General features: G+C 71.0%; 17 protein-coding genes. 12 read left to right on the top strand and 5 right to left on the bottom strand.

Features of this window, described 5'->3' with window-relative positions; all coding sequences use genetic code 11:
• Window positions 1–260: 260 nt before the first annotated feature.
• From uvrA to ACFVVX_RS05445, 11 genes are all read left to right on the top strand, one after another.
• Entirely contained in the window at window positions 261–3,173 is a 2,913-nt protein-coding gene (uvrA, locus tag ACFVVX_RS05495) for an excinuclease ABC subunit UvrA (RefSeq protein WP_387941670.1), read from the top strand.
• A 148-nt stretch (window positions 3,174–3,321) separates the two neighbouring features.
• The gene (locus ACFVVX_RS05490; RefSeq protein WP_387941668.1) at window positions 3,322–3,804 is read left to right on the top strand and encodes a Rieske (2Fe-2S) protein; all 483 of its coding nucleotides are present in this window, start codon (window positions 3,322–3,324) and stop codon (window positions 3,802–3,804) included.
• Between the two features lie 42 nt (window positions 3,805–3,846).
• A complete protein-coding gene (gene uvrC / locus ACFVVX_RS05485) occupies window positions 3,847–5,961 on the top strand; it encodes an excinuclease ABC subunit UvrC (protein ID WP_387941666.1) in 2,115 nt (704 codons plus the stop codon).
• 118 nt (window positions 5,962–6,079) lie between these two features.
• Window positions 6,080–6,991: an RNase adapter RapZ gene (rapZ, locus tag ACFVVX_RS05480; protein WP_387941664.1), complete on the top strand. Its 912-nt coding sequence runs from the start codon at window positions 6,080–6,082 to the stop codon at window positions 6,989–6,991.
• 76 nt (window positions 6,992–7,067) lie between these two features.
• A complete protein-coding gene (gene yvcK / locus ACFVVX_RS05475; protein ID WP_387941662.1) occupies window positions 7,068–8,153 on the top strand; it encodes a uridine diphosphate-N-acetylglucosamine-binding protein YvcK in 1,086 nt (361 codons plus the stop codon).
• On the top strand, window positions 8,144–9,124 hold the full coding sequence (whiA, locus tag ACFVVX_RS05470) for a DNA-binding protein WhiA (RefSeq protein ID WP_387941660.1): 981 nt from the start codon (window positions 8,144–8,146) through the stop codon (window positions 9,122–9,124). Before yvcK ends, whiA begins: the two co-directional genes overlap by 10 nt.
• A gap of 298 nt (window positions 9,125–9,422) precedes the next feature.
• Window positions 9,423–10,427 (top strand): type I glyceraldehyde-3-phosphate dehydrogenase, encoded by a 1,005-nt coding sequence (gene gap, locus ACFVVX_RS05465; RefSeq protein ID WP_387941658.1) that lies wholly within the window; start codon window positions 9,423–9,425, stop codon window positions 10,425–10,427.
• 153 nt (window positions 10,428–10,580) lie between these two features.
• Window positions 10,581–11,786 carry a phosphoglycerate kinase gene (locus ACFVVX_RS05460; RefSeq protein ID WP_387941656.1) on the top strand — a complete coding sequence of 402 codons (1,206 nt, stop codon included), beginning with the start codon at window positions 10,581–10,583 and terminating at the stop codon, window positions 11,784–11,786.
• Window positions 11,787–11,790: 4 nt separating this feature from the next.
• Entirely contained in the window at window positions 11,791–12,576 is a 786-nt protein-coding gene (gene tpiA, locus ACFVVX_RS05455; protein WP_387941654.1) for a triose-phosphate isomerase, read from the top strand.
• Between the two features lie 88 nt (window positions 12,577–12,664).
• A complete protein-coding gene (gene secG, locus ACFVVX_RS05450) occupies window positions 12,665–12,901 on the top strand; it encodes a preprotein translocase subunit SecG (RefSeq protein WP_387941652.1) in 237 nt (78 codons plus the stop codon).
• A gap of 204 nt (window positions 12,902–13,105) precedes the next feature.
• The gene (locus ACFVVX_RS05445; protein WP_063349510.1) at window positions 13,106–13,393 is read left to right on the top strand and encodes an RNA polymerase-binding protein RbpA; all 288 of its coding nucleotides are present in this window, start codon (window positions 13,106–13,108) and stop codon (window positions 13,391–13,393) included.
• A gap of 112 nt (window positions 13,394–13,505) precedes the next feature.
• Here the strand turns inward: ACFVVX_RS05445 and pgl are convergent, their stop codons facing one another.
• The 5 genes from pgl to tkt all read right to left on the bottom strand — a co-directional run bounded on the left by pgl (window position 13,506) and on the right by tkt (window position 20,566).
• Window positions 13,506–14,294, bottom strand: coding sequence for a 6-phosphogluconolactonase (pgl, locus tag ACFVVX_RS05440; protein ID WP_387941650.1), 789 nt, complete (start codon window positions 14,292–14,294; stop codon window positions 13,506–13,508).
• Window positions 14,295–14,346: 52 nt separating this feature from the next.
• Complete coding sequence (opcA, locus tag ACFVVX_RS05435) at window positions 14,347–15,618, bottom strand: glucose-6-phosphate dehydrogenase assembly protein OpcA (RefSeq protein ID WP_387941648.1); 1,272 nt, start codon at window positions 15,616–15,618, stop codon at window positions 14,347–14,349.
• The gene (gene zwf / locus ACFVVX_RS05430; RefSeq protein ID WP_387941928.1) at window positions 15,615–17,171 is read right to left on the bottom strand and encodes a glucose-6-phosphate dehydrogenase; all 1,557 of its coding nucleotides are present in this window, start codon (window positions 17,169–17,171) and stop codon (window positions 15,615–15,617) included. Before zwf ends, opcA begins: the two co-directional genes overlap by 4 nt.
• Before the next feature lie 61 nt (window positions 17,172–17,232).
• Window positions 17,233–18,372, bottom strand: a complete 1,140-nt coding sequence (gene tal / locus ACFVVX_RS05425; RefSeq protein WP_387941646.1) for a transaldolase — start codon at window positions 18,370–18,372, stop codon at window positions 17,233–17,235.
• 94 nt (window positions 18,373–18,466) lie between these two features.
• Window positions 18,467–20,566, bottom strand: a complete 2,100-nt coding sequence (gene tkt / locus ACFVVX_RS05420) for a transketolase (protein ID WP_387941644.1) — start codon at window positions 20,564–20,566, stop codon at window positions 18,467–18,469.
• A gap of 456 nt (window positions 20,567–21,022) precedes the next feature.
• On the opposite strand from tkt, the gene ACFVVX_RS05415 reads away from it, so the two are divergent.
• Window positions 21,023–21,964, top strand: a complete 942-nt coding sequence (locus tag ACFVVX_RS05415) for a heme o synthase (protein ID WP_387941642.1) — start codon at window positions 21,023–21,025, stop codon at window positions 21,962–21,964.
• Window positions 21,965–21,981 lie beyond the last annotated feature (17 nt).

The raw sequence follows: 21,981 nt of genomic DNA, 5'->3' as shown, positions 1-21,981 counted from the left end.
TCCGTCGGACTGGTTGGCAGCGTTGCCCGGGAGGGCCTTCGCTCGTTGACGAGGGTGACGCTATCTCCGATGTCACGGCTGAGCAGGGCTTTTCTCGAACAGCCCCGGTCAACATTGGTCGGGCGACTCACTCGTTCGGGTGGACTCCACTGGACAAGCTCGATAATCGAACGCGTGAGCTATAGGCTGGCTGCCGCATCCTGGAAGAAGTACACCTCTCCCGCACGTCCTCCTCGCCCCGGAGAAAGGCGCCAGAAGCAGTGGCCGACCGCCTCATCGTCCGCGGTGCTCGCGAGCACAATCTCAAGAACGTCTCGCTCGACCTGCCCCGCGACTCCCTCATCGTCTTCACGGGCCTCTCCGGGTCCGGCAAGTCCTCGCTGGCCTTCGACACGATCTTCGCCGAGGGGCAGCGCCGCTACGTCGAGTCGCTGTCCTCCTACGCCCGGCAGTTCCTCGGGCAGATGGACAAGCCCGACGTCGACTTCATCGAGGGCCTCTCCCCGGCCGTCTCGATCGACCAGAAGTCCACCAACCGCAACCCGCGCTCCACCGTCGGCACCATCACCGAGGTGTACGACTACCTGCGCCTGCTGTTCGCGCGGATCGGCAAGCCGCACTGCCCGCACTGCAGCCGCCCGATCGCCAAGCAGTCCCCGCAGGCCGTCGTCGACAAGGTCCTGGAGCTCGCCGAGGGCACCCGGTTCCAGGTGCTCAGCCCGGTGGTGCGCGAGCGCAAGGGCGAGTTCGTCGACCTCTTCGCCGACCTCCAGTCCAAGGGCTACGCCCGCGCCCGGGTGGACGGCGAGACGATCCAGCTGGCCGAGCCGCCCAAGCTCAAGAAGCAGGAGAAGCACACCGTCGAGGTGGTCATCGACCGCCTCACCGTCAAGGAGGGCGCCAAGCGCCGCCTGACGGACTCGGTGGAGACGGCCCTGCGGCTCGGCGGCGGCATGGTGGTGCTCGACTTCGTCGACCTCCCGGAGGACGACCCGGAGCGCGAGCGGATGTACTCCGAGCACCTCTACTGCCCGTACGACGACGTCTCGTTCGAGGAGCTGGAGCCGCGCTCGTTCTCCTTCAACTCGCCGTTCGGCGCCTGCCCGGACTGCTCGGGCCTGGGCAACCGGATGGAGGTGGACCCGGAGCTGGTCATCCCCGACGAGGAGCGCTCGCTCGACGAGGGGGCCATCCACCCGTGGTCCGGCGGCCACACCAAGGAGTACTTCCAGCGCCTGATCGACGCGCTCGCGGGCGAGCTGGGCTTCCGTACCGACATCCCCTGGGCCGGGCTGCCGGCCCGCGCCAAGAAGGCGCTGCTGTACGGGCACAAGCACCAGGTCGAGGTGCGCTACCGCAACCGCTACGGGCGGGACCGGTCCTACACCACGGGCTTCGAGGGCGCCGTCCCGTTCATCCAGCGCCGGCACCAGGAGGCGGAGAGCGACAGCAGTCGCGAGCGCTTCGAGGGCTACATGCGCGAGGTGCCCTGCCCCACCTGCCGGGGCACCCGGCTCAAGCCGGTGGTGCTCGCGGTCACCGTCGAGGGCCGGTCCATCGCGGACGTCTCGGCGATGTCGATCAGCGACTGCTCGGACTTCCTCGGCGCGATGAAGCTCAACGCCCGGGACAAGCAGATCGCCGAGCGGGTCCTCAAGGAGGTCAACGAGCGGCTGCGCTTCCTGGTCGACGTCGGCCTGGACTACCTGTCGCTGAACCGCGCGGCGGGCACCCTCTCCGGCGGCGAGGCCCAGCGCATCCGGCTGGCCACCCAGATCGGCTCCGGCCTGGTCGGCGTGCTGTACGTGCTGGACGAGCCGTCCATCGGCCTGCACCAGCGCGACAACCACCGGCTGATCGAGACCCTGGTCCGGCTGCGGGACATCGGCAACACCCTGATCGTCGTCGAGCACGACGAGGACACCATCAAGATGGCCGACTGGGTGGTCGACATCGGCCCGGGCGCGGGCGAGCACGGCGGCAGGGTGGTGCACTCCGGCTCGCTGAAGCAGCTGCTCGCCAACAAGGAGTCGCTGACCGGCCAGTACCTCTCCGGCAAGCGCTCCATCCCGATCCCGGAGACCCGCCGCGAGCGGGACAAGAAGCGCCAGCTGACGGTGCATGGCGCCCGCGAGCACAACCTCAAGGACGTCACGGTCGGCTTCCCGCTCGGCACCTTCACCGCGATCACCGGTGTGTCCGGCTCCGGCAAGTCGACGCTGGTCAACGACATCCTCTACACCCACCTCGCCCGGGAGCTGAACGGCGCCCGCAGCGTGCCCGGCCGGCACACCCGGATCACCGGCACCGACCTGGTGGACAAGGTGGTGCACGTCGACCAGTCGCCGATCGGCCGCACCCCGCGCTCCAACCCGGCCACCTACACCGGGGTGTTCGACCACGTGCGCCGGCTCTTCGCCGAGACGCAGGAGGCCAAGGTCCGCGGCTACCTGCCCGGCCGGTTCTCCTTCAACGTCAAGGGCGGCCGCTGCGAGAACTGCTCCGGTGACGGCACCATCAAGATCGAGATGAACTTCCTGCCCGACGTCTACGTGCCGTGCGAGGTCTGCCACGGCGACCGGTACAACCGGGAGACGCTGGAGGTGCACTACAAGGGCAAGTCCATCGCCGAGGTGCTGAACATGCCGATCGAGGAGGCGCTGCACTTCTTCGAGGCCGTCCCGGCGATCGCCCGGCACCTCAGGACGCTCAACGACGTCGGCCTCGGCTACGTCCGGCTCGGCCAGTCCGCTCCGACGCTCTCCGGCGGCGAGGCGCAGCGCGTCAAGCTCGCCTCCGAGCTGCAGAAGCGCTCCACCGGGCGGACGGTCTACGTGCTCGACGAGCCCACCACCGGTCTGCACTTCGAGGACATCAGCAAGCTGATCAAGGTGCTGTCCGGGCTGGTGGAGAAGGGGAACACGGTCATCGTCATCGAGCACAACCTCGATGTGATCAAGACCGCCGACTGGATCGTCGACATGGGCCCCGAGGGCGGCTCCGGCGGCGGTTCGGTGGTGGCCGAGGGCACCCCGGAGCAGATCGCCGCGGTGTCGCAGAGCCACACCGGCAAGTTCCTGCGGGACATCCTGCCGGGCGAGTTCGCCGACGCCCCGGTCGCCCCGGTGAAGGCGAAGGCACCGCGCAAGCGGGCCGCCGCCGCGAAGAAGTAGGCGCCCCCGGGGTCGGCCGCACCGGGAAGCACCGGTGCGGTCGGCCCCGCGGCGCATAGACTTCCGCCGGACCCGACCGGCCACCCGCGCCGGCCGTCGTCGAGCAGCAGCCGTCGAGCAGCCGTCACCGACCCAGGAGCACGCACCGATGTCCGAGGCCCTTGAGAGCCCCGCCGCCTCCCGCCGTACCGTGCTCTGCGGAGCCGCCGCCGTGCTTGCCGCCGGTGGTGCGGTCGCGGTCACCGGGTGCTCCTCCTCGGGCTCCGGCGCCTCCTCCGGCTCCGGGGCCGCCGGGGCCGCCGGCTCCGCCAAGGGCAGGCTCAAGGAGCCGGTGGTGGTCGGCCCGGCCTCCGACATCCCGGTCGGCGGCGGCAAGGTCTTCCGCGAGCAGAAGGTCGTCGTCACCCAGCCGGCACCCGGCCAGTGGGAGGCCTTCAGCGCGGTCTGCACCCACGCCGGATGCGTGGTGGACAAGGTCGAGAACCAGCTGATCAAGTGCCCCTGTCACGGCAGCGCCTTCAACGTCACCACCGGTGCGCGGGTCGAGGGCCCGGCCCCGACGGGGCTTCCCCAGTACCAGGCCGCGGTCGAGGGCGCCGACATCAAGGTGTCCCCGCGATCCAGCAGTTGATCTCGACTCCACGCCGTCGGCGCGACTCGGTACGGTGGACCCATGGCTGACCCGTCCACCTACCGACCGTCCCCGGGAGCGATCCCGACCTCCCCCGGGGTGTACAAGTTCCGCGACGCCCACGGGCGGGTCATCTACGTCGGGAAGGCCAAGAGCCTGCGGCCCCGGCTGTCGTCCTACTTCCAGGACCTCGCCGGGCTGCACCCGCGCACCGCGACGATGGTCACCACCGCGGCCTCGGTGGAGTGGACGGTGGTCGCCACCGAGGTCGAGGCGCTCCAGCTGGAGTACTCCTGGATCAAGGAGTTCGACCCCCGCTTCAACGTCAAGTACCGCGACGACAAGAGCTATCCGGAGCTGGCGGTCACCCTCAACGAGGAGTACCCGCGGGTCCAGGTGATGCGCGGCGCCCACAAGAAGGGCGTGCGCTACTTCGGCCCCTACGGGCACGCCTGGGCGATCCGCGAGACCGTCGACCTGATGCTGCGGGTGTTCCCCGTCCGCACCTGCTCCAACGGCGTCTTCAAGCGCGCGGCGCAGGTCGGCCGCCCCTGTCTGCTCGGCTACATCGGCAAGTGCGCCGCGCCCTGCGTCGGCAAGGTCAGCGCGGACGAACACCGGGCGCTCGCCGAGGAGTTCTGCGACTTCATGGCCGGGCGCACCGGCAACTACCTGCGCCGGCTGGAAGAGCAGATGCAGGAGGCCGCCGCCGAGCTGGAGTACGAGAAGGCGGGCAGACTGCGCGACGACATCGGGGCGCTCAAGCGCGCGATGGAGAAGAACGCCATCGTCCTCGCCGACGCCACCGACGCCGACCTGCTCGCCGTCGCGGAGGACGAACTGGAGGCCGCCGTCCAGATCTTCCACGTCCGCGGCGGCCGGGTGCGCGGACAGCGCGGCTGGGTCACGGACAAGGTCGAGGACGTCGACACCGCCGGCCTGGTCGAGCACGCCCTCCAGCAGCTCTACGGGGGCGGTACCGAGGCCGTCCCGCGCGAGGTCCTGGTGCCGGCGCTGCCCGATCCGGTCGGGCCGGTCAAGGAGTGGCTGGCCGGTCTGCGCGGCAGCCAGGTCGACCTGCGCATCCCGCAGCGCGGCGACAAGAAGGACCTGATGGCCACCGTGCAGCGCAACGCCCTCCAGGCGCTGGCCCTGCACAAGACCAAGCGCGCCTCCGACCTCACCACCCGCAGCCGCGCCCTCCAGGAGATCGCCGACGCGCTGGAGCTGGACTCCGTCCCGCTGCGCATCGAGTGCTTCGACATCTCCCACCTCCAGGGCGAGGACGTGGTCGCCTCGATGGTGGTCTTCGAGGACGGCCTGGCCCGCAAGAGCGAGTACCGGCGGTTCCAGATCAAGGGCTTCGAGGGCCAGGACGACGTCCGCTCGATGCACGAGGTGATCAGCCGCCGCTTCCGCCGCTACCTCCAGGAGCGCGAGCAGACCGGCGAGTGGGCCGTCCCGGAGGCCGACGACCCGGGCGGCCAGGACGTCCAGGACGCCCAGGTCGGCCAAGGCGGCCAGGACGGCCAGGACACCTCCGACCTCTCCGGTCCCGACGCCGCGGCGACCCGGGACGAGACCGGGCGCCCGCGCCGCTTCGCCTACCCGCCGCAGCTGCTGGTGGTCGACGGCGGCCAGCCGCAGGTCGCGGCCGCCCGGCGGGCCCTGGACGAGCTCGGCATCGACGACGTCGCCCTGTGCGGCCTGGCCAAGCGCCTGGAGGAGGTCTGGCTGCCGGGCGAGGACGACCCGGTGGTGCTGCCGCGCAGCAGCGAGGGCCTCTACCTGCTCCAGCGGGTCCGCGACGAGGCGCACCGCTTCGCGATCGGCTACCAGCGCAGCAAGCGTTCCAAGCGACTCACCGCCGGGGAGCTGGACTCCGTCCCCGGCCTCGGCGAGACTCGCCGCCAGGCGCTGCTCAAGCACTTCGGCTCGCTGAAGAGGCTCCGGGCGGCCACCGTCGACGAACTCTGCGCCGTACCCGGCATCGGACGGCGGACGGCGGAGACTGTTGCGGCAGCGTTGTCGTCCCGTCCACCCGCGGCACTCGCCGTGAACACCGCCACAGGCGAGATCATCGATGACAGCGCCGACGTGGCGGCCGGGCCGGCGCACGCAGTGCCCGAGACCGCACCATCCCAGGAGACGCCGTGACGGCCGACGCCGCCCGTCAGCCGGCGCGCCCCGCATTCACCCGTCCGAGTGAGACGGGGAAGCGTGGCCGCGCCGCGCGCGTTCTCCTCAGCAGAACCATCGAGAGCGGGGAACCGAAGTGACCGTGTCCGATCATGGGGGTACCACCCGGCCGGAGGCCGGGGCGGAGAACACCCCGGAGCTGGTGATCATCTCCGGCATGTCCGGAGCCGGCCGATCAACCGCCGCGAAGTGCCTGGAGGACCTGGGCTGGTTCGTGGTGGACAACCTGCCGCCGGCCCTCATCCCGACCATGGTCGACCTCGGCGCCCGCTCCCAGGGCAACGTGGCCCGGATCGGCGCCGTGGTGGACGTCCGGGGCCGCCAGTTCTTCGACGACCTGCTCACCTCGCTGGACGAGCTGGAGAAGCGCGGCGTCCGGCTCAGCGTGGTGTTCCTGGACAGCTCGGACGACGCCCTGGTGCGCCGCTTCGAGAGCGTCCGGCGCCCGCACCCGCTGCAGGCCGAGGGCCGGATCGTCGACGGCATCGCCCAGGAGCGGGACCTGCTGCGCGAGCTGCGCGGCGAGGCGGACCTGGTGATCGACACCTCCAACCTCAACGTCCACCAGCTGCGCGCCAAGCTCGACGCCCAGTTCGCGGACCACGACGAGCCCGAGCTCCGGGCCACCGTGATGTCCTTCGGCTTCAAGTACGGTCTTCCGGTCGACGCCGACCTTGTGGTGGACTGTCGCTTCCTGCCGAACCCGCACTGGGTCCCCGAGCTGCGAGCCCGTACCGGCACCGACAGCGATGTCGCCGACTACGTGTTCCAGCAGCCCGGAGCCAACGAGTTCCTCAACGGGTACGCCGAGCTGCTGCGGATCGTCACCGAGGGGTACCGCCGCGAGGGGAAGCGCTACATGACGCTTGCCGTAGGCTGCACCGGTGGCAAGCACCGCAGCGTCGCGATGTCCGAGCGCCTGACGAAGCGTCTCATCGCGGACGGCGTCGAAACGGTGCTCGTCCACCGTGACATGGGACGGGAGTAGCCGCCGTAACCCTGCCGGGCCGCCGGCGGAGACCGGCGGCCGGCAAAGGGAACGCGAGGTAGGTGTGACGGGATACGTGCCCGGGCGGCAGCTTCAGAACAGGGCCGCCGATCGGACAGGAGTCCCGGCGCGCACCGCCACGGCCGGTCGGCCGCGCACCAGCCCGGCCCGCACCAACCCGGCACCCAGAATCACCGCCCTCGGCGGCGGCCAGGGCCTGTCCGCCTCACTGTCCGCACTGCGCCGGCTCACCAGCGACCTCACCGCCGTGGTCACCGTCGCCGACGACGGCGGCTCCAGCGGCCGGCTGCGCGAGGAGCTGGGCGTGCTGCCCCCGGGGGACCTGCGCAAGGCGCTGGCCGCCCTCTGCGGGGACGACGACTGGGGCCGCACCTGGTCCGAGGTGATCCAGCAGCGCTTCACCGGCAGCGGCGAGCTGGGCGGCCACGCGGTGGGCAACCTGCTGATCGTCGCCCTCTGGGAGAAGCTGGGCGATCCGGTCGCCGCCCTGGACTGGGTGGGCCGGCTGCTGAACGTCCAGGGCCGGGTCCTGCCGATGTCGGCCGTCCCGCTGGACATCGAGGCGGTCGTCCGCGGCCACGACCCGGAGCGGCCGGGCGAGCTGTCCGCCGTGCGCGGCCAGGCCAACGTGGCGGTCACCCCCGGCACCGTGCAGTCGATCCGGCTGCTGCCGGACGAGCCGCCGGCCGTCCCGCAGGCCGTCACCGCCGTCCGCGAGGCGGACTGGGTGGTGCTCGGCCCCGGATCCTGGTTCACCAGCGTGCTCCCGCACCTGCTGGTGCCGGAGCTGGCCGAGGCCCTCACCGAGACCCGCGCCCGCCGCCTGCTCACCCTGAACCTGGCCCCCCAGCCCGGCGAGACCGAGGGCTTCACCCCGCAGCGCCACCTGGAGGTCATCGCCGACCACGCCCCCGGCCTCGCGGTGGATGCGATCCTGGTGGACGAGCGGGCCGTCACCGGCGGCGCGTTCGGCCTGGCCGACCTGGCCGGCCTGGAGAAGGCCGCCGAGCGGATGGGCGCGGCCCTGGTGCTCGGCAGGGTCGCCCGCACCGACGGCACGCCGCGACACGACCCGGAGCTGTTGGCAGCCGCGTACGACCGGATTTTCCGGACACATGGAAGGATCGGGCCATGGCGATGACTCCAGCGGTGAAGGACGAAATCAGCCGGCTCCCGGTCACGAGGGCCTGCTGCCGCAAGGCGGAGGTGTCGGCGATCCTGCGTTTCGCGGGCGGGCTCCACATCGTGAGCGGCCGCATCGTGATCGAGGCGGAGCTGGACACGGGCGCGGCGGCCCGGCGACTGCGCAAGGACCTGCTGGAGATCTTCGGACACTCCTCGGACCTGGTGGTGATGGCACCCGGCGGCCTGCGCCGGGGCAGCCGCTACGTGGTGCGGGTGGTCAAGGACGGCGAGCTGCTGGCGCGGCAGACCGGACTCGTCGACGGGCGGGGTCGGCCGATCCGGGGCCTGCCCCCGGCCGTCGTCTCCGGTGCGACCTGCGACGCCGAGGCGGCCTGGCGGGGCGCCTTCCTGGCGCACGGCTCGCTCACCGAGCCCGGCCGGTCCTCCTCGCTGGAGATCACCTGCCCCGGATCCGAGGCGGCCCTCGCCCTGGTCGGCGCCGCCCGCCGGCTCGGCATCCCCGCCAAGGCCCGGGAGGTGCGCGGTGTCGACCGGGTGGTCATCCGCGACGGCGACGCCATCGGCGCGCTGCTGACCCGCCTGGGCGCCCACGAGTCCGTGCTCGCCTGGGAGGAGCGCCGGATGCGGCGCGAGGTCCGCGCCACCGCCAACCGCCTGGCCAACTTCGACGACGCCAACCTGCGCCGCTCGGCCCGGGCCGCGGTCGCGGCCGGCGCCCGGGTGCAGCGCGCGCTGGAGATCCTCGGCGAGGAGGTGCCCGAGCACCTGGCCGCCGCGGGCCAGTTGCGGATGCAGCACAAGCAGGCCTCGCTGGAGGAGCTGGGCGCGCTGGCCGACCCGCCGCTGACCAAGGACGCGGTGGCCGGCCGGATCCGCCGCCTGCTGGCGATGGCCGACAAGCGCGCCTCCGAGCTGGGACTGCCCAGCACCGAGGCGAACCTGACCGACGAGATGGCGATGAACTAGCGCGATCCCGTCTCACGGAGTGAACGGCCGGTGTCCTGGATCATGGACGCCGGCCGTTTCGCGTCCGAACTTCCCGAAGGGTCGGTTTTGCGGCCTGCTCCGATGGCCTGGACCAACTGCCCCCGGAGCCAAGGGTGGAAGCCCTGCTCGGGCCCTCTTGACACGCCACGCCAAGGTGTCCCACCCGAGCTGATGTGCCCTCCCAGGCTTGGGAGAGGTAGGGTCATGGGTGGTCGGGGACATCCCAAATTCCACCCCGTCGGCATAGTTCCGGCGTACCTAACGAGGAGATCGGTTCGTGACGATCCGGGTAGGCATCAACGGATTCGGCCGCATCGGCCGCAACTTCTTCCGTGCGGTTCAGGCCCAGGGCGCGGACATCGAGATCGTCGGTGTCAACGACCTGACCGACACCAAGACCCTGGCGCACCTGCTCAAGTACGACTCGATCCTGGGCACCTTCCCGGGCGAGGTCTCGCACACCGAGAACAGCATCACCGTCAACGGCAAGACCTTCAAGGTCATCGCCGAGCGCGACCCGGCCAACCTCCCCTGGGGCGAGCTGGGCGTGGACATCGTGATCGAGTCCACCGGCATCTTCACCAAGGCCGAGGCGGCCAAGAAGCACGTCACCGCCGGTGCCAAGAAGGTCATCATCTCGGCGCCCGCCACCGACGAGGACGTCACCATCGTGATGGGCGTCAACGACGAGAAGTACGACGCCGCCAAGCACACCGTCATCTCCAACGCCTCCTGCACCACCAACTGCGTGGCGCCGCTGGCCAAGGTGCTGAACGAGAACTTCGGCATCGTCAAGGGTCTGATGACCACGGTGCACGCGTACACCAACGACCAGGTCACCCTGGACTTCCCGCACAAGGACCTGCGTCGCGCCCGCGCCGCCGCCCTGAACATCATCCCGACCTCCACCGGTGCCGCCAAGGCCACCGCGCTGGTGCTGCCGGAGCTGAAGGGCAAGCTGGACGGCACCTCGCTGCGCGTCCCGGTCCCGACCGGTTCGATCACCGACCTGGTCGTCACCCTCGAGCGCGACGTGACCGTCGAGGAGGTCAACGCCGCCTTCCAGAAGGCGTCCGAGGGCTCCCTCAAGGGCATCCTGCAGTACACCGAGGACCCGATCGTCTCCTCCGACATCGTGAACTCGCCGTTCTCCACGATCTTCGACTCGCTGATGACCATGGTCCAGGGCAACCAGGTCAAGGTCTTCGGCTGGTACGACAACGAGTGGGGCTACTCCAACCGCCTCGTCAACCTGACCACCCTCGTCGGCGGCCAGCTCTGACGCAGCGGGAGCTGACGTGAAGTAAAGGGGGAGGGCCCGGACGACTGCGCACCACCGTCCGGGCCCTCCCCCTGCGCGAACCCTCAACTCCCTGGCGGCCCGCCGTCGTGCCGCCGACCGCAGCGCCCGTATCTCCCCAGGAGACCGAAGACAGTGAAGACCATCGAAGACCTCGACGTCACCGGCAAGCGCGTGTTCGTGCGCGCGGACCTGAACGTCCCGCTGTCCGACGGCACGATCACCGACGACGGCCGGATCCGCGCCGTCGCCCCGACCATCGCCAAGCTCGTGGAGCGCGGCGCGAAGGTCGTCGTCGCCTCCCACCTCGGCCGCCCCAAGGGCGAGCCGGACCCGCAGTTCTCCCTCGCGCCGGTGGCCGTCCGCCTCGGCGAGATCCTCGGCAGGTCGGTGTCGTTCGCGGCCGACACCGTGGGCGAGAGCGCGAAGGCCACCGTCGCCGCCCTGGCCGACGGCGAGGTCACGCTGCTCGAGAACCTGCGCTTCAACGCCGGTGAGACCAGCAAGGACGACGCCGAGCGCGGCGCCTTCGCCGACGAACTGGCGGTCCTGGCCGACCTGTACGTCGGTGACGGGTTCGGCGCCGTGCACCGCAAGCACGCCTCGGTGTACGACCTGCCGGCCCGTCTGCCGAACGCCGTCGGCGACCTGATCGCCACCGAGGTGGGCGTCCTGAAGCGGCTCACCGAGGAGGTCGAGCGCCCCTACGTGGTCGTGCTCGGCGGCTCCAAGGTGTCCGACAAGGTCGGCGTGATCGACAACCTGCTCGGCAAGGCCGACCGCATCCTGATCGGCGGTGGCATGGCGTACACCTTCCTGTACGCGCTGGGCCACGAGGTCGGGCTCTCGCTGCTGCAGAAGGACCAGGTCGACACCGTCCTGGAGTACCTGGAGCGGGCGAAGACGAACGGCGTCGAGTTCGTGCTGCCGGTGGACGTCGCGGTCTCCGGGAAGTTCCCCGACACGAAGACGCACGCCCCGGTCGAGGACTTCGCGGTCGTCGACGCGGACGCGATCCCCGCGGACAAGGAGGGCCTGGACATCGGCCCGAAGACCCGGGAGCTCTTCGCGGAGAAGCTGGCCGACGCCAAGACGGTGTTCTGGAACGGCCCCGTGGGCGTCTTCGAGCACCCGGCCTTCGCCGAGGGCACCAAGGCCGTCGCGCAGGCCCTGCTCGACAGCGACGCGTTCACCGTGGTCGGCGGCGGCGACTCCGCCGCGGCCGTTCGCATCCTGGGCTTCGACGAGACGAAGTTCGGGCACATCTCGACCGGCGGTGGCGCGAGCCTCGAGTACCTGGAGGGCAAGACCCTCCCCGGTCTCGCCGCCCTGGAAGGCTGAGGCAATGACTGAGCGTCTCCCGCTGATGGCGGGCAACTGGAAGATGAACCTCAACCACCTTGAGGCCATCCAGCACACCCAGAAGCTGGCCTTCGCGCTGGCCGACAAGGACTACGAGGCCGTCGAGGTCGCCGTCCTGGTGCCGTTCACCGACCTGCGCTCGGTGCAGACCCTGGTCGACGGCGACAAGCTGAAGATCAAGTACGGCTCGCAGGACATCTCGCAGCACGACTCCGGTGCGTACACCGGCGAGGTCTCCGGCCCGATGCTGGCCAAGCTGAAGTGCGCCTACGCGGTGATCGGCCACTCGGAGCGCCGCCAGTACCACGGCGAGAACGAGGAGATCGTCAACGCCAAGGTCAAGGCCGCCTACCGCAGCGGGATCACCCCGATCCTGTGCATCGGCGAGCCGCTGGAGGTCCGCAAGGCCGGCACCCACGTCGAGCACACCCTGGCCCAGCTCGACGGCGCCCTGCAGGACGTCCCGGCCGCCCAGGCCGAGTCCATCGTGGTCGCCTACGAGCCGGTCTGGGCGATCGGCACCGGCGAGGTGGCGACCCCCGAGGACGCCCAGGAGGTCTGCGCGGCGATCCGCCGGCGGATCGCCGAGCTGTACGACGCCGAGCTGGCCGACAAGGTCCGCGTGCTGTACGGCGGTTCGGTGAAGTCCTCCAGCGCGGCCGGCCTGATGGCCAAGCCCGACGTCGACGGCGGCCTGATCGGCGGTGCCTCCCTGGACGCCGACGAGTTCGTCAAGATCGTGCGTTACCGTGAGCAGGCAGTAGGCTAACGCCGCTGCAGCAACGTAGGCTTTGGGGCCGGACCGCATCTTGGCGGCCCGGCCCCTTCGCCGAAGATACGAGAGAGTTGGTCCCGTCGTGGTTCTCGGGTTCTCGATTGCCCTGATCATCTTCAGTCTGCTGATGATCCTCCTGGTGCTGCTGCACAAGGGGAAGGGCGGCGGTCTGTCGGACATGTTCGGCGGCGGCGCGATGTCCACCGGCGGCGGCTCGGCGGTGGCCGAGCGCAACCTGGACCGCATCACGATCATTGTCGGCGTTGGCTGGTTCGCGTGCATCGTGGTGCTCGGCCTGGTGCTCAAGTACAAGAGCTGACGTATCTCTGACGCCCTGTCGCCCCGCGGCCTATGCTGGAACGGTCCGGGGCGGAGGCGGTGGTGGTGCAACCTTAACTCCTGCTTACACTAGGACGACTTTCGCCACCGACGCGCACGCGGCGGGTCGGCGCACCAGCACGCAGGGAGTCAGACCGTGGCAAGTGGCAACGCCATCCGTGGCAGCAGGGTCGGAGCCGGCCCGATGGGTGAGGCGGAGCGCGGCGAGTCCGCCCCCCGCAACCGGATCACCTTCTGGTGTGCCAACAAGCACGAGACCCGTCCGAGCTTCGCCGCCGAGGCCGTCATCCCGGACACCTGGGACTGCCCGCGCTGCGGTTTCCCGGCCGGGCAGGACGAGCACAACCCGCCGGCCCCCTCGCGCAACGAGCCGTACAAGACCCACCTCGCGTACGTCCGCGAGCGGCGCACCGACGCCGACGGCGAGGCGATCCTCGCCGAGGCGCTGGCCAAGCTCCGCGGCGAGATCTGAGAGCACCCGCGCGACGGGCGCGAGCAGCAGGCAGCACGAACCACGGAAGGGCGTCACCGTTCGAGACGGTGACGCCCTTCGTGTGTCGGCGCCCGGTCGGCGCCGGGGTCGCTCAGGCCGAGGACGGCGGGTACAGCTGGGGCGGGATCTGCGCCGCCGCGGCCCGGTCCAGCAGCCACAGGGTGCGGCCGCGCCCGTACGCGCCCGAGGCGGGCGCCTGGAGCTCGCCGGGGCCGGACAGGGCCAGCGCGACCGCGCCCGCCTTGTCCTCGCCCGCTGCCAGCAGCCAGACCTCGCGGGCCGCCCGGATGGCCGGGAGGGTCAGCGAGACCCGGGTCGGCGGGGGCTTGGGCGCGCCGCGCACGCCGACCACCGTCAGCTCGGTCTCCCGGACGCCCGGGTGCTCGGGGAAGAGCGAGGCGACGTGGGTGTCCGGGCCGACGCCGAGCAGCAGCACGTCGAAGGCCGGGACGCCGAGCCGGTCGCCGGGGCCGGCGGCCTTCGCCAGCTCCTCCGCGTAGCGGGCGGCGGCGGCCTCCACGTCCGAGCCGTCCACGCCGTCCGAGGCGGGCATCTCGTGCACCCGCGCCGGATCGAGCGGGACGGCGTCGAGCAGCTCCGCCCGGGCCTGGACGGCGTTGCGGTCTGGGTCCCGGGCGGGGACGAAGCGCTCGTCGCCCCACCAGAGGTCCAACCGGGCCCAGTCGACCGCGTCCCGGGCCGGGGAGGCGGCGATGGCGGCCAGCAGGGCGTTGCCGTTGCGGCCGCCGGTGAGCACCACCGAGGCGGTGCCGCGGGCGGCCTGGGCGTCCACGATCCGGGTGATCAGCCGGGCTGCGGCCGCCTGGGCCATCAGCTCCTTGTCCCGGTGGACGACCAGCTGCGGGGTGGCGGCGGTCATCCGCGCACCTCGCCGGTCCGCGCGGGGCGGGCCGGTGCCCCGGCCCGCCCGTTCACGAGCCGCTCCGCTTGGTGGTGCGCTTGGCCGCGGGCTTCGCCGGGGCCTTGGTGGAGGCCTTGCCGGAGGCCTTCGCCGGAGCCTTGGCGGGGGCCTTGGCCGGAGCCTTGGCGGGGGCCTTGGCCGGGGCCTTCTTCGCCGCGCCGGCCTTCTTGTCGGCGGGCTTCCCGGCCGGAGCCTCGGGAGCCGGCACCTCGGCGGCGGGCGCCTCGGTGACCGGGGCCTCCGTGACAGACGCCTCGGCGGCCGGCACCTTGGCCGTCACCTGGACCGGGGCGGCCACGGCGGCCTCGGAGACCGCCTGGGCGACCTTCCCGGCTGCCGCCGTCTCGGCGTTGACCGGCTCGCGCAGCCGCTCGACGGGCGTGCGCACGGCCGACGCGTAGATGTCGTCCGGGTCGAGCCGGCGCAGCTCCTCGGCGATCAGCTCCGAGGTCTCGCGGCGCTTGAGCGCCACCTGGCGGTCCGGAGAGCCGGGCATCGAGAGCGTGCCCATCAGGCCGTCCGGGCGGTCCAGGGTGATGTCCCCGTCCTTGGTGCGCAGGTGCACCGCGGTGATGCCGGGGCCGCCGGTGACGACCCGCTCGACCGGTACGTGCAGCCGGTTGTGCAGCCAGAGGCCGAGCAGTTCGACGCTGGGGTTGTACGACTCGCCCTCGACCACCGCGGAGAGGATCGTGGCGGGCCGCTGGTCCAGCGCGGCGGCCAGCATCGAGCGCCAGCCGGTGATCCTGGTCCAGGCGAGGTCGGTGTCGCCCGGGGTGTAGCTCTGGGCCCGCTGGGCGAGCTGGCCGACCGGCGACTCGGCGGTGACCGCGTCGGTGATCCGGCGCTGGGCGATCGAGCCCAGCGGGTCCTGCGCGGGGTGCGCGGGGGAGTTCTCCGGCCACCAGACCACCACCGGGGCGTCCGGCAGCAGCAGCGGCAGGACGACCGACTGGGCGTGCGAGGCGAGCTCGCCGTGCATCCGCAGCACGACCGTCTCGCCGGAGCCGGCGTCGGTGCCGACCAGGATCTCGGCGTCCAGACGGGTCTCGGCGCGGGCCCGGGGCGAGCGCCCGGCGCGCTTGATGACCGCGAGGGTGCGCGAGGGGTGCTCGCGGGAGGCGTCGTTGGCGGCCTTGAGGGCGTCGTACGCGCTGCCCTCGTCGGTCACGATCACCAGGGTGAGCACCATGCCGGCGGCGGTGGAGCCGCTGGCCCGGCGGGCCTCCATCAGGGACGCGTTGATCTTGCTGGACGTGGTGTCCGTGAGGTCGATCTTCATGGCCGCCGCCAGCTCCTGCCGTCTCGTGCGAGCATCTCGTCCGCCTCGACGGGGCCCCAGGTCCCCGCCGGGTACTGAGCGGGCTTGCCGTGGGTGTCCCAGTACGTCTCGATCGGGTCGAGGATCTGCCAGGACAGCTCGACCTCCTGGTGGCGCGGGAACAGGTTGGCGTCGCCGAGCAGCACGTCGAGGATGAGCCGCTCGTACGCCTCCGGGCTGGACTCCGTGAAGGACTCGCCGTAGGCGAAGTCCATCGTGACGTCCCGGACCTCGAAGGAGGTGCCCGGCACCTTGGAGCCGAACCGCACCGTCACGCCCTCGTCCGGCTGGACCCGGATGACCAGGGCGTTCTGCCCCAGCTCCTCGGTCGCGTAGGAGTCGAACGGCAGGTACGGCGCCCGCTGGAAGACCACCGCGATCTCGGTGACCCGGCGGCCGAGCCGCTTGCCGGTGCGCAGGTAGAACGGCACACCCGCCCAGCGGCGGTTGTTGATCTCCAGCTTGATGGCCGCGTAGGTGTCGGTCGTGGAGTCCGGGTTGATGCCGTCCTCGTCGAGGTAGCCGACGACCTCCTCGCCGCCCTGCCAGCCGGACGCGTACTGGCCGCGCACGGTGTGCCGGCCGAGGTCGGCCGGGAGCTTGACGGCGCTGAGCACCTTCAGCTTCTCGGCCACCAGCGCCTTGGGGTGGAAGGACGCCGGCTCCTCGATGGCGGTGAGCGCCATCAGCTGCAGCAGGTGGTTCTGGATGACGTCGCGGGCGGAGCCGATGCCGTCGTAGTAGCCGGCCCGGCCGCCGATGCCGATGTCCTCGGCCATGGTGATCTGCACGTGGTCGACGTACGACCGGTTCCAGATCGGCTCGAACATCTGGTTGGCGAAGCGGAGCGCCAGGATGTTCTGGACGGTCTCCTTGCCCAGGTAGTGGTCGATCCGGAAGACCTCGTCCCGGGGGAAGACCTCGTGGACGATCCGGTTCAGCTCCTGGGCGCTCTCCAGGTTGTGGCCGAAGGGCTTCTCGATGACGGCGCGGCGCCACGAGCCCTGCGGCGGGTCGGCCAGGCCGTGCTTCTTCAGCTGCTGGACGACGGTGGGGAAGAACTTCGGCGGGACGGACAGGTAGAAGGCGAAGTTGCCGCCCGTGCCCTGGGCCTTGTCGAGCTCCTGGATGGTCTCGCGGAGCTTGTCGAAGGCGTCGTCGTCGTCGAAGTTGCCCTGGACGAAGCGCATGCCCTTGGCGAGCTGCTGCCAGACCTCCTCGCGGAAGGGGGTCCGCGCGTGGTCCTTGACCGCGTCGTGGACCTCCTTGGCGAAGTCCTCGTCCTCCCACTCGCGGCGGGCGAAGCCGACGAGCGAGAAGCCCGGCGGCAGCAGGCCGCGGTTGGCCAGGTCGTAGATGGCCGGCATCAGCTTCTTGCGGGACAGGTCGCCGGTGACCCCGAAGATGACCAGGCCGGACGGCCCCGCGATGCGCGGGAGCCGCCGGTCTGCAGGGTCACGAAGCGGGTTGACGTGGGTCGGCTGGGCATCGCCCGCGTCCGAGTCCGATGTCAACTCAGGGAAATCAGTGCTCACTTGATGGGCTCCGCTTTCGTGCGCTGGCTGTGAGCAGGGATCACTTCTCGTCGGCGAAGGAGGCGAGCGAGGCGGTGACGGTGTCGAGCAGCTCGTTCCAGGACTGCTCGAACTTCTCGACGCCCTCGTCCTCCAGGACCTGCACCACGTCGTCGTAGTCCACGCCGGCCGCGGCGATGGCGTCCATGACGGCCTTGGCGTCGGCGTAGTTGGGGACGATGGTGCCGCCGGTGACCACACCGTGGTCGCCGGTGGCGTCCAGGGTGGCCTCGGGCATGGTGTTGACGGTGCCCGGGGCGACCAGCTCGGTGACGTACAGGGTGTCCGGCAGGGCCGGGTCCTTGACGCCGGTGGAGGCCCAGAGCGGGCGCTGCGGCTTGGCGCCGGCGGCCTCCAGGGCCTTCCAGCGGTCGGTGCCGGCGGCCTTGCCGTCGACGGAGCCGAAGACCTCCTCGTACGCCTGGTAGGCGAGGCGGGCGTTGGCCAGGGCGGCCTTGGACCGCAGCTGCCGGGCGTCGCCGCCGACCTTGTCCAGGCGCTTGTCGATCTCGGTGTCCACGCGGGACACGAAGAAGGAGGCGACCGACTCGATCTGGGAGAGGTCCAGGCCCTTGGCCTTGGCGGACTCCAGACCGGTCAGGTAGGCGTCGATGACCGCGCGGTAGCGCTCCAGCGAGAAGATCAGCGTGACGTTGACGCTGATGCCCTTGCCGATGACCTCGCTGATCGCGGGCAGGCCGGCCTTGGTGGCGGGGATCTTGATGAAGACGTTCGGGCGGTCGACCAGCCACCACAGCTGCTTGGCCTCGGCGATGGTGGCGGCCGTCTCGTGGGCCAGGCGCGGGTCGACCTCGATGGAGACCCGGCCGTCGCGGCCGTTGGAGGCGTCGTAGACCGGGCGCAGCACGTCGGCCGCGTCGCGCACGTCCGAGGTGGTGATCATGCGGACGGCCTCGTCGGTGGTGACCTTGCGGACGGCGAGGTCGCGCAGCTGGCCGTCGTACGAGCTGTGCCCGCCGCCGATCGCCTTCTGGAAGATGGTCGGGTTGGTGGTGACACCGACCACGTGCTTGTTCTGCACCAGCTCGGCGAGGTTGCCGGTGTTCAGCCGCTCGCGGCTGAGGTCGTCCAGCCAGATCGCCACGCCTTCGTCGCTGAGGCGCTTCAGTGCGTCAGTCATGGTGCTTCAGTCCTTTTTTCTTTGGCAGTCTGTCGTGGGGTCGTCAGACCGGGCCGCGCGCCCGACGTGCGGGCCGGGCGCGCGGCCCACGGTGTCAGCGGTTGACGGCTTCGAGCGAGCGCAGCGCGTTGTGGGCCTCGGCGACGACCCGCTCGGAGGTCAGGCCGAACTCCTCGTAGAGCACCTTGTAGTCGGCGGAGGCGCCGAAGTGCTCCAGGGAGACGATCCGGCCGTGGTCGCCGACCAGCTCGCGCCAGCCCTGGGCGATGCCGGCCTCGACCGAGACCCGGGCCTTGACGGTGGGCGGCAGCACGCTGTCGCGGTACGCCTGGTCCTGCTCCTGGAACCACTCGAAGGACGGCAGGGAGACCACCCGGGTGGCGATGCCCTCGGCCTCCAGGACCTCGCGGGCCCTGACGGCCAGCTGGACCTCGGAGCCGGTGCCGAGCAGGATCACCTGCGGGACGCCGGCGGAGGCCTCGGCCAGGATGTAGCCGCCCCGGGCGGTGCCCTCGGCGGAGCCGAAGGACGCGCGGTCGAAGGTCGGGACGTTCTGGCGGGTGAGCGCCAGGCCGACCGGGCCGGGGTGGGTGGTCTGCCGCTCGATCACGGTGCGCCAGGCGACGGCCGTCTCGTTGGCGTCGGCCGGGCGGACCATGGACAGGCCGGGGATGGCGCGCAGCGAGGCCAGGTGCTCGACCGGCTGGTGCGTCGGGCCGTCCTCGCCGAGGCCGATCGAGTCGTGCGTCCAGACGTAGGTGACCGGCAGCTTCATCAGCGCGGCCAGGCGGACGGCCGGGCGCATGTAGTCGGCGAAGACCAGGAAGGTGCCGCCGAAGACGCGGGTCTTCCCGTGCAGGGCGATGCCGTTCATGGTCGAGCCCATGGCGTGCTCGCGGATACCGAAGTGGATGGTGCGGCCGTACGGGCTGGCGCTCTTCAGCGGGTTGCCCTCGGGGAGGAAGGAGCTGTCCTCGTCGATGGTGGTGAGGTTGGACTCCGCGAGGTCGGCCGAGCCGCCCCACAGCTCCGGGATCACCGCGCCGAGCGCCTTGAGGGTCTCGCCGCTGGCCTTGCGGGTGGCGATCTCCTTGCCGGCCTCGAACGCCGGGACGGCCTTCTTCCAGCCCTCGGGCAGCTCGCCGGCCTGGATGCGGTCGAACTCGGCGGCGCGGTGCGGGTTGGCGGAGCGCCACGCGGCGAAGGACTGCTCCCAGCCGGAGCGGTCGGCCTTGCCGCGCTTGATCACCAGGCGGGCGTGCTCGATTACCTTGTCGCTGACCTCGAAGGTCTTCTCCGGGTCGAAGCCCAGGACCTTCTTGGTGGCGGCGATCTCGGCGCCGCCGAGCGCGGAGCCGTGCGCCTTGGCGGTGTTCTGGGCGTCCGGGGCCGGCCAGGCGATGATCGTGCGCATCGCGATCATCGACGGGCGGGTGGTCTCGGCCTTGGCCGCGGCCAGCGCGTCCGCGAGGACCGCGACGTCGATGTCGCCGTTGGACTTCGGGGCGACCCGCTGCACGTGCCAGCCGTAGGCCTCGTAGCGCTTGAGGACGTCCTCGGAGAAGGCGGTCTCGGTGTCGCCCTCGATCGAGATGTGGTTGTCGTCGTAGAGGGCGACGAGGTTGCCCAGCTTCTGGTGCCCGGCGAGCGAGGAGGCCTCGGCGGAGATGCCCTCCTCCAGGTCGCCGTCGGAGACGATGGCCCAGATGGTGTGGTCGAAGGGGGACTCCCCGGCCGCGGCGTCCGGGTCGAAGAGGCCGCGCTCGTAGCGGGCGGCCATCGCCATGCCCACCGCGTTGGCGATGCCCTGGCCGAGCGGGCCGGTGGTGGTCTCGACGCCCGCGGTGTGACCGTGCTCCGGGTGGCCCGGGGTGCGGCTGCCGGCGACCCGGAAGGCCTTGAGGTCATCCAGCTCCAGTCCGTAGCCGGACAGGTAGAGCTGGGTGTAGAGGGTCAGACTGGTGTGTCCGGGAGAGAGGACGAACCGGTCGCGCCCCGCCCAGGCCGGGTCGGTCGGGTCGTGGCGCAGGAAGCGCTGGAAGATCAGGTACGCCGCGGGGGCCAGCGACATGGCCGTCCCGGGGTGTCCGTTGCCGACCTTCTGGACCGCGTCCATGGCCAGGACTCGGGCGGTGTCCACCGTCCGTTCGTCCAGCTCGGACCACTCGAATGCATTCGTCGGCGTCGTGCTCACCCTGTCTCAGGGCTCCTTCCGTATTGAAGAGTGACCCCGTGAAGGGGACCGGGTCGGCCACGTCGCTGTGGGCCGGACGCTTGGGTGGTGCCGGTCACGGAGGGTAGATCCCGCTTCTTCGGCCGAGCCTACCGTCCGGGCCGAGGCTCACCCTCCGTGCTGAGACAACCGGAAATTCCGTATGGCGATTCCCACGAGGGTTCGATGGACGGTTTTGTCCCAGGCTCTCCCGGTTTCCCGGGGTCTGCCCGCCCGATGGTCAGGACGAGGGACCGGTGCCGCACCGGGTCGGCTTCGTCGGTTCACCCAGGGGTGTGCGTTCCGCCCCGCCGGGGGACCCCGGAGCCGGTGGGGAGATATGGAGCGTCTAAGGTGGCGTGGTACGCGCAGAGCGGACGATTCGGGAACTCCGTTCCCAGGGACGCCTGCGAAGCTTCATCTTCAGTTGGGGTGTTAGTGACCGCCGTCGAATCCCGTCCCGCCGGGGTCACCGGGGCGAAGCCTGCGCACCGGCCGTTCGGGGCCCGTGTCGGTGCGTTCGTCGCACTGACCAAGCCTCGGATCATCGAGCTGCTGCTGATCACCACCGTGCCGGTGATGTTCCTGGCACAGCGCGGTGTCCCGGATCCGCTGCTGGTCCTGGAGGTGGTCATCGGCGGCTACCTGTCGGCGGGCGGTGCCAATGCCCTCAACATGTACATCGACCGCGACATCGACGCGGTGATGTCGCGCACCGAGCGGCGGCCGATCGTCACCGGCATGGTCTCGCCGCGCGAGGCGCTGGTCTTCGGCATCGCGCTGGCGGTCGCCTCGACGGTCTGGCTGGGCGTCCTGGTCAACCCGCTCGCCTCGGTGCTGGCGCTGGCCGCGCTCCTCTTCTACGTCTTCGTCTACACGCTCGGGCTGAAGCGGCGCACCGCGCAGAACATCGTCTGGGGCGGCATCGCCGGCTGCATGCCGGTCTTCGTCGGCTGGGCGGCCGTGACCAACTCGCTGTCCTGGTCCGCGCTGGTGCTCTTCCTGGTCATCTTCTTCTGGACGCCGCCGCACTACTGGCCGCTGTCGATGAAGGTGCGCGAGGACTACGAGCGGGCCGGTGTGCCGATGCTGCCGGTGGTCAAGGGCAACCTGGCGGTCGCCAAGCAGATCGTCATCTACTCCTGGGTGATGGTCGCCGTCTCGATGGCGCTCTGGCCGCTGGCGGAGACCAGCTGGCTGTACCCCGTCTCGGCGCTGGTGCTGGGCGCGGCCTGGCTGAAGGAGGCGCACGGGCTGTACGCCCGGGCCAAGGCCGGGGTCGTGGGCGCGAAGCTGAAGGAGATGCGGCTGTTCCACTGGTCGATCACGTACCTGACGCTGCTCTTCGTGGTGATCGCGGTGGATCCGTTCGTGAAGTAGTCGTCACGCAAGGTGTT

Source organism: Kitasatospora sp. NPDC058170 (assembly GCF_042883905.1).
Taxonomy (GTDB): domain Bacteria; phylum Actinomycetota; class Actinomycetes; order Streptomycetales; family Streptomycetaceae; genus Kitasatospora.
Note: the sequence above shows the minus strand (reverse complement) of the source record. Positions and strands in the feature narration are given on the sequence as shown.

Coding starts and splice junctions, on each gene's coding strand:
- pgl (WP_387941650.1), bottom strand. CDS start 14,294: ATGACCGCCGCCACCCCGCAGCTGGTCGTCCACCGGGACAAGGAGCTG.
- ACFVVX_RS05490 (WP_387941668.1), top strand. CDS start 3,322: ATGTCCGAGGCCCTTGAGAGCCCCGCCGCCTCCCGCCGTACCGTGCTC.
- opcA (WP_387941648.1), bottom strand. CDS start 15,618: ATGAAGATCGACCTCACGGACACCACGTCCAGCAAGATCAACGCGTCC.
- whiA (WP_387941660.1), top strand. CDS start 8,144: ATGGCGATGACTCCAGCGGTGAAGGACGAAATCAGCCGGCTCCCGGTC.
- tal (WP_387941646.1), bottom strand. CDS start 18,372: ATGACTGACGCACTGAAGCGCCTCAGCGACGAAGGCGTGGCGATCTGG.
- ACFVVX_RS05445 (WP_063349510.1), top strand. CDS start 13,106: ATGGGTGAGGCGGAGCGCGGCGAGTCCGCCCCCCGCAACCGGATCACC.
- uvrC (WP_387941666.1), top strand. CDS start 3,847: ATGGCTGACCCGTCCACCTACCGACCGTCCCCGGGAGCGATCCCGACC.
- tpiA (WP_387941654.1), top strand. CDS start 11,791: ATGACTGAGCGTCTCCCGCTGATGGCGGGCAACTGGAAGATGAACCTC.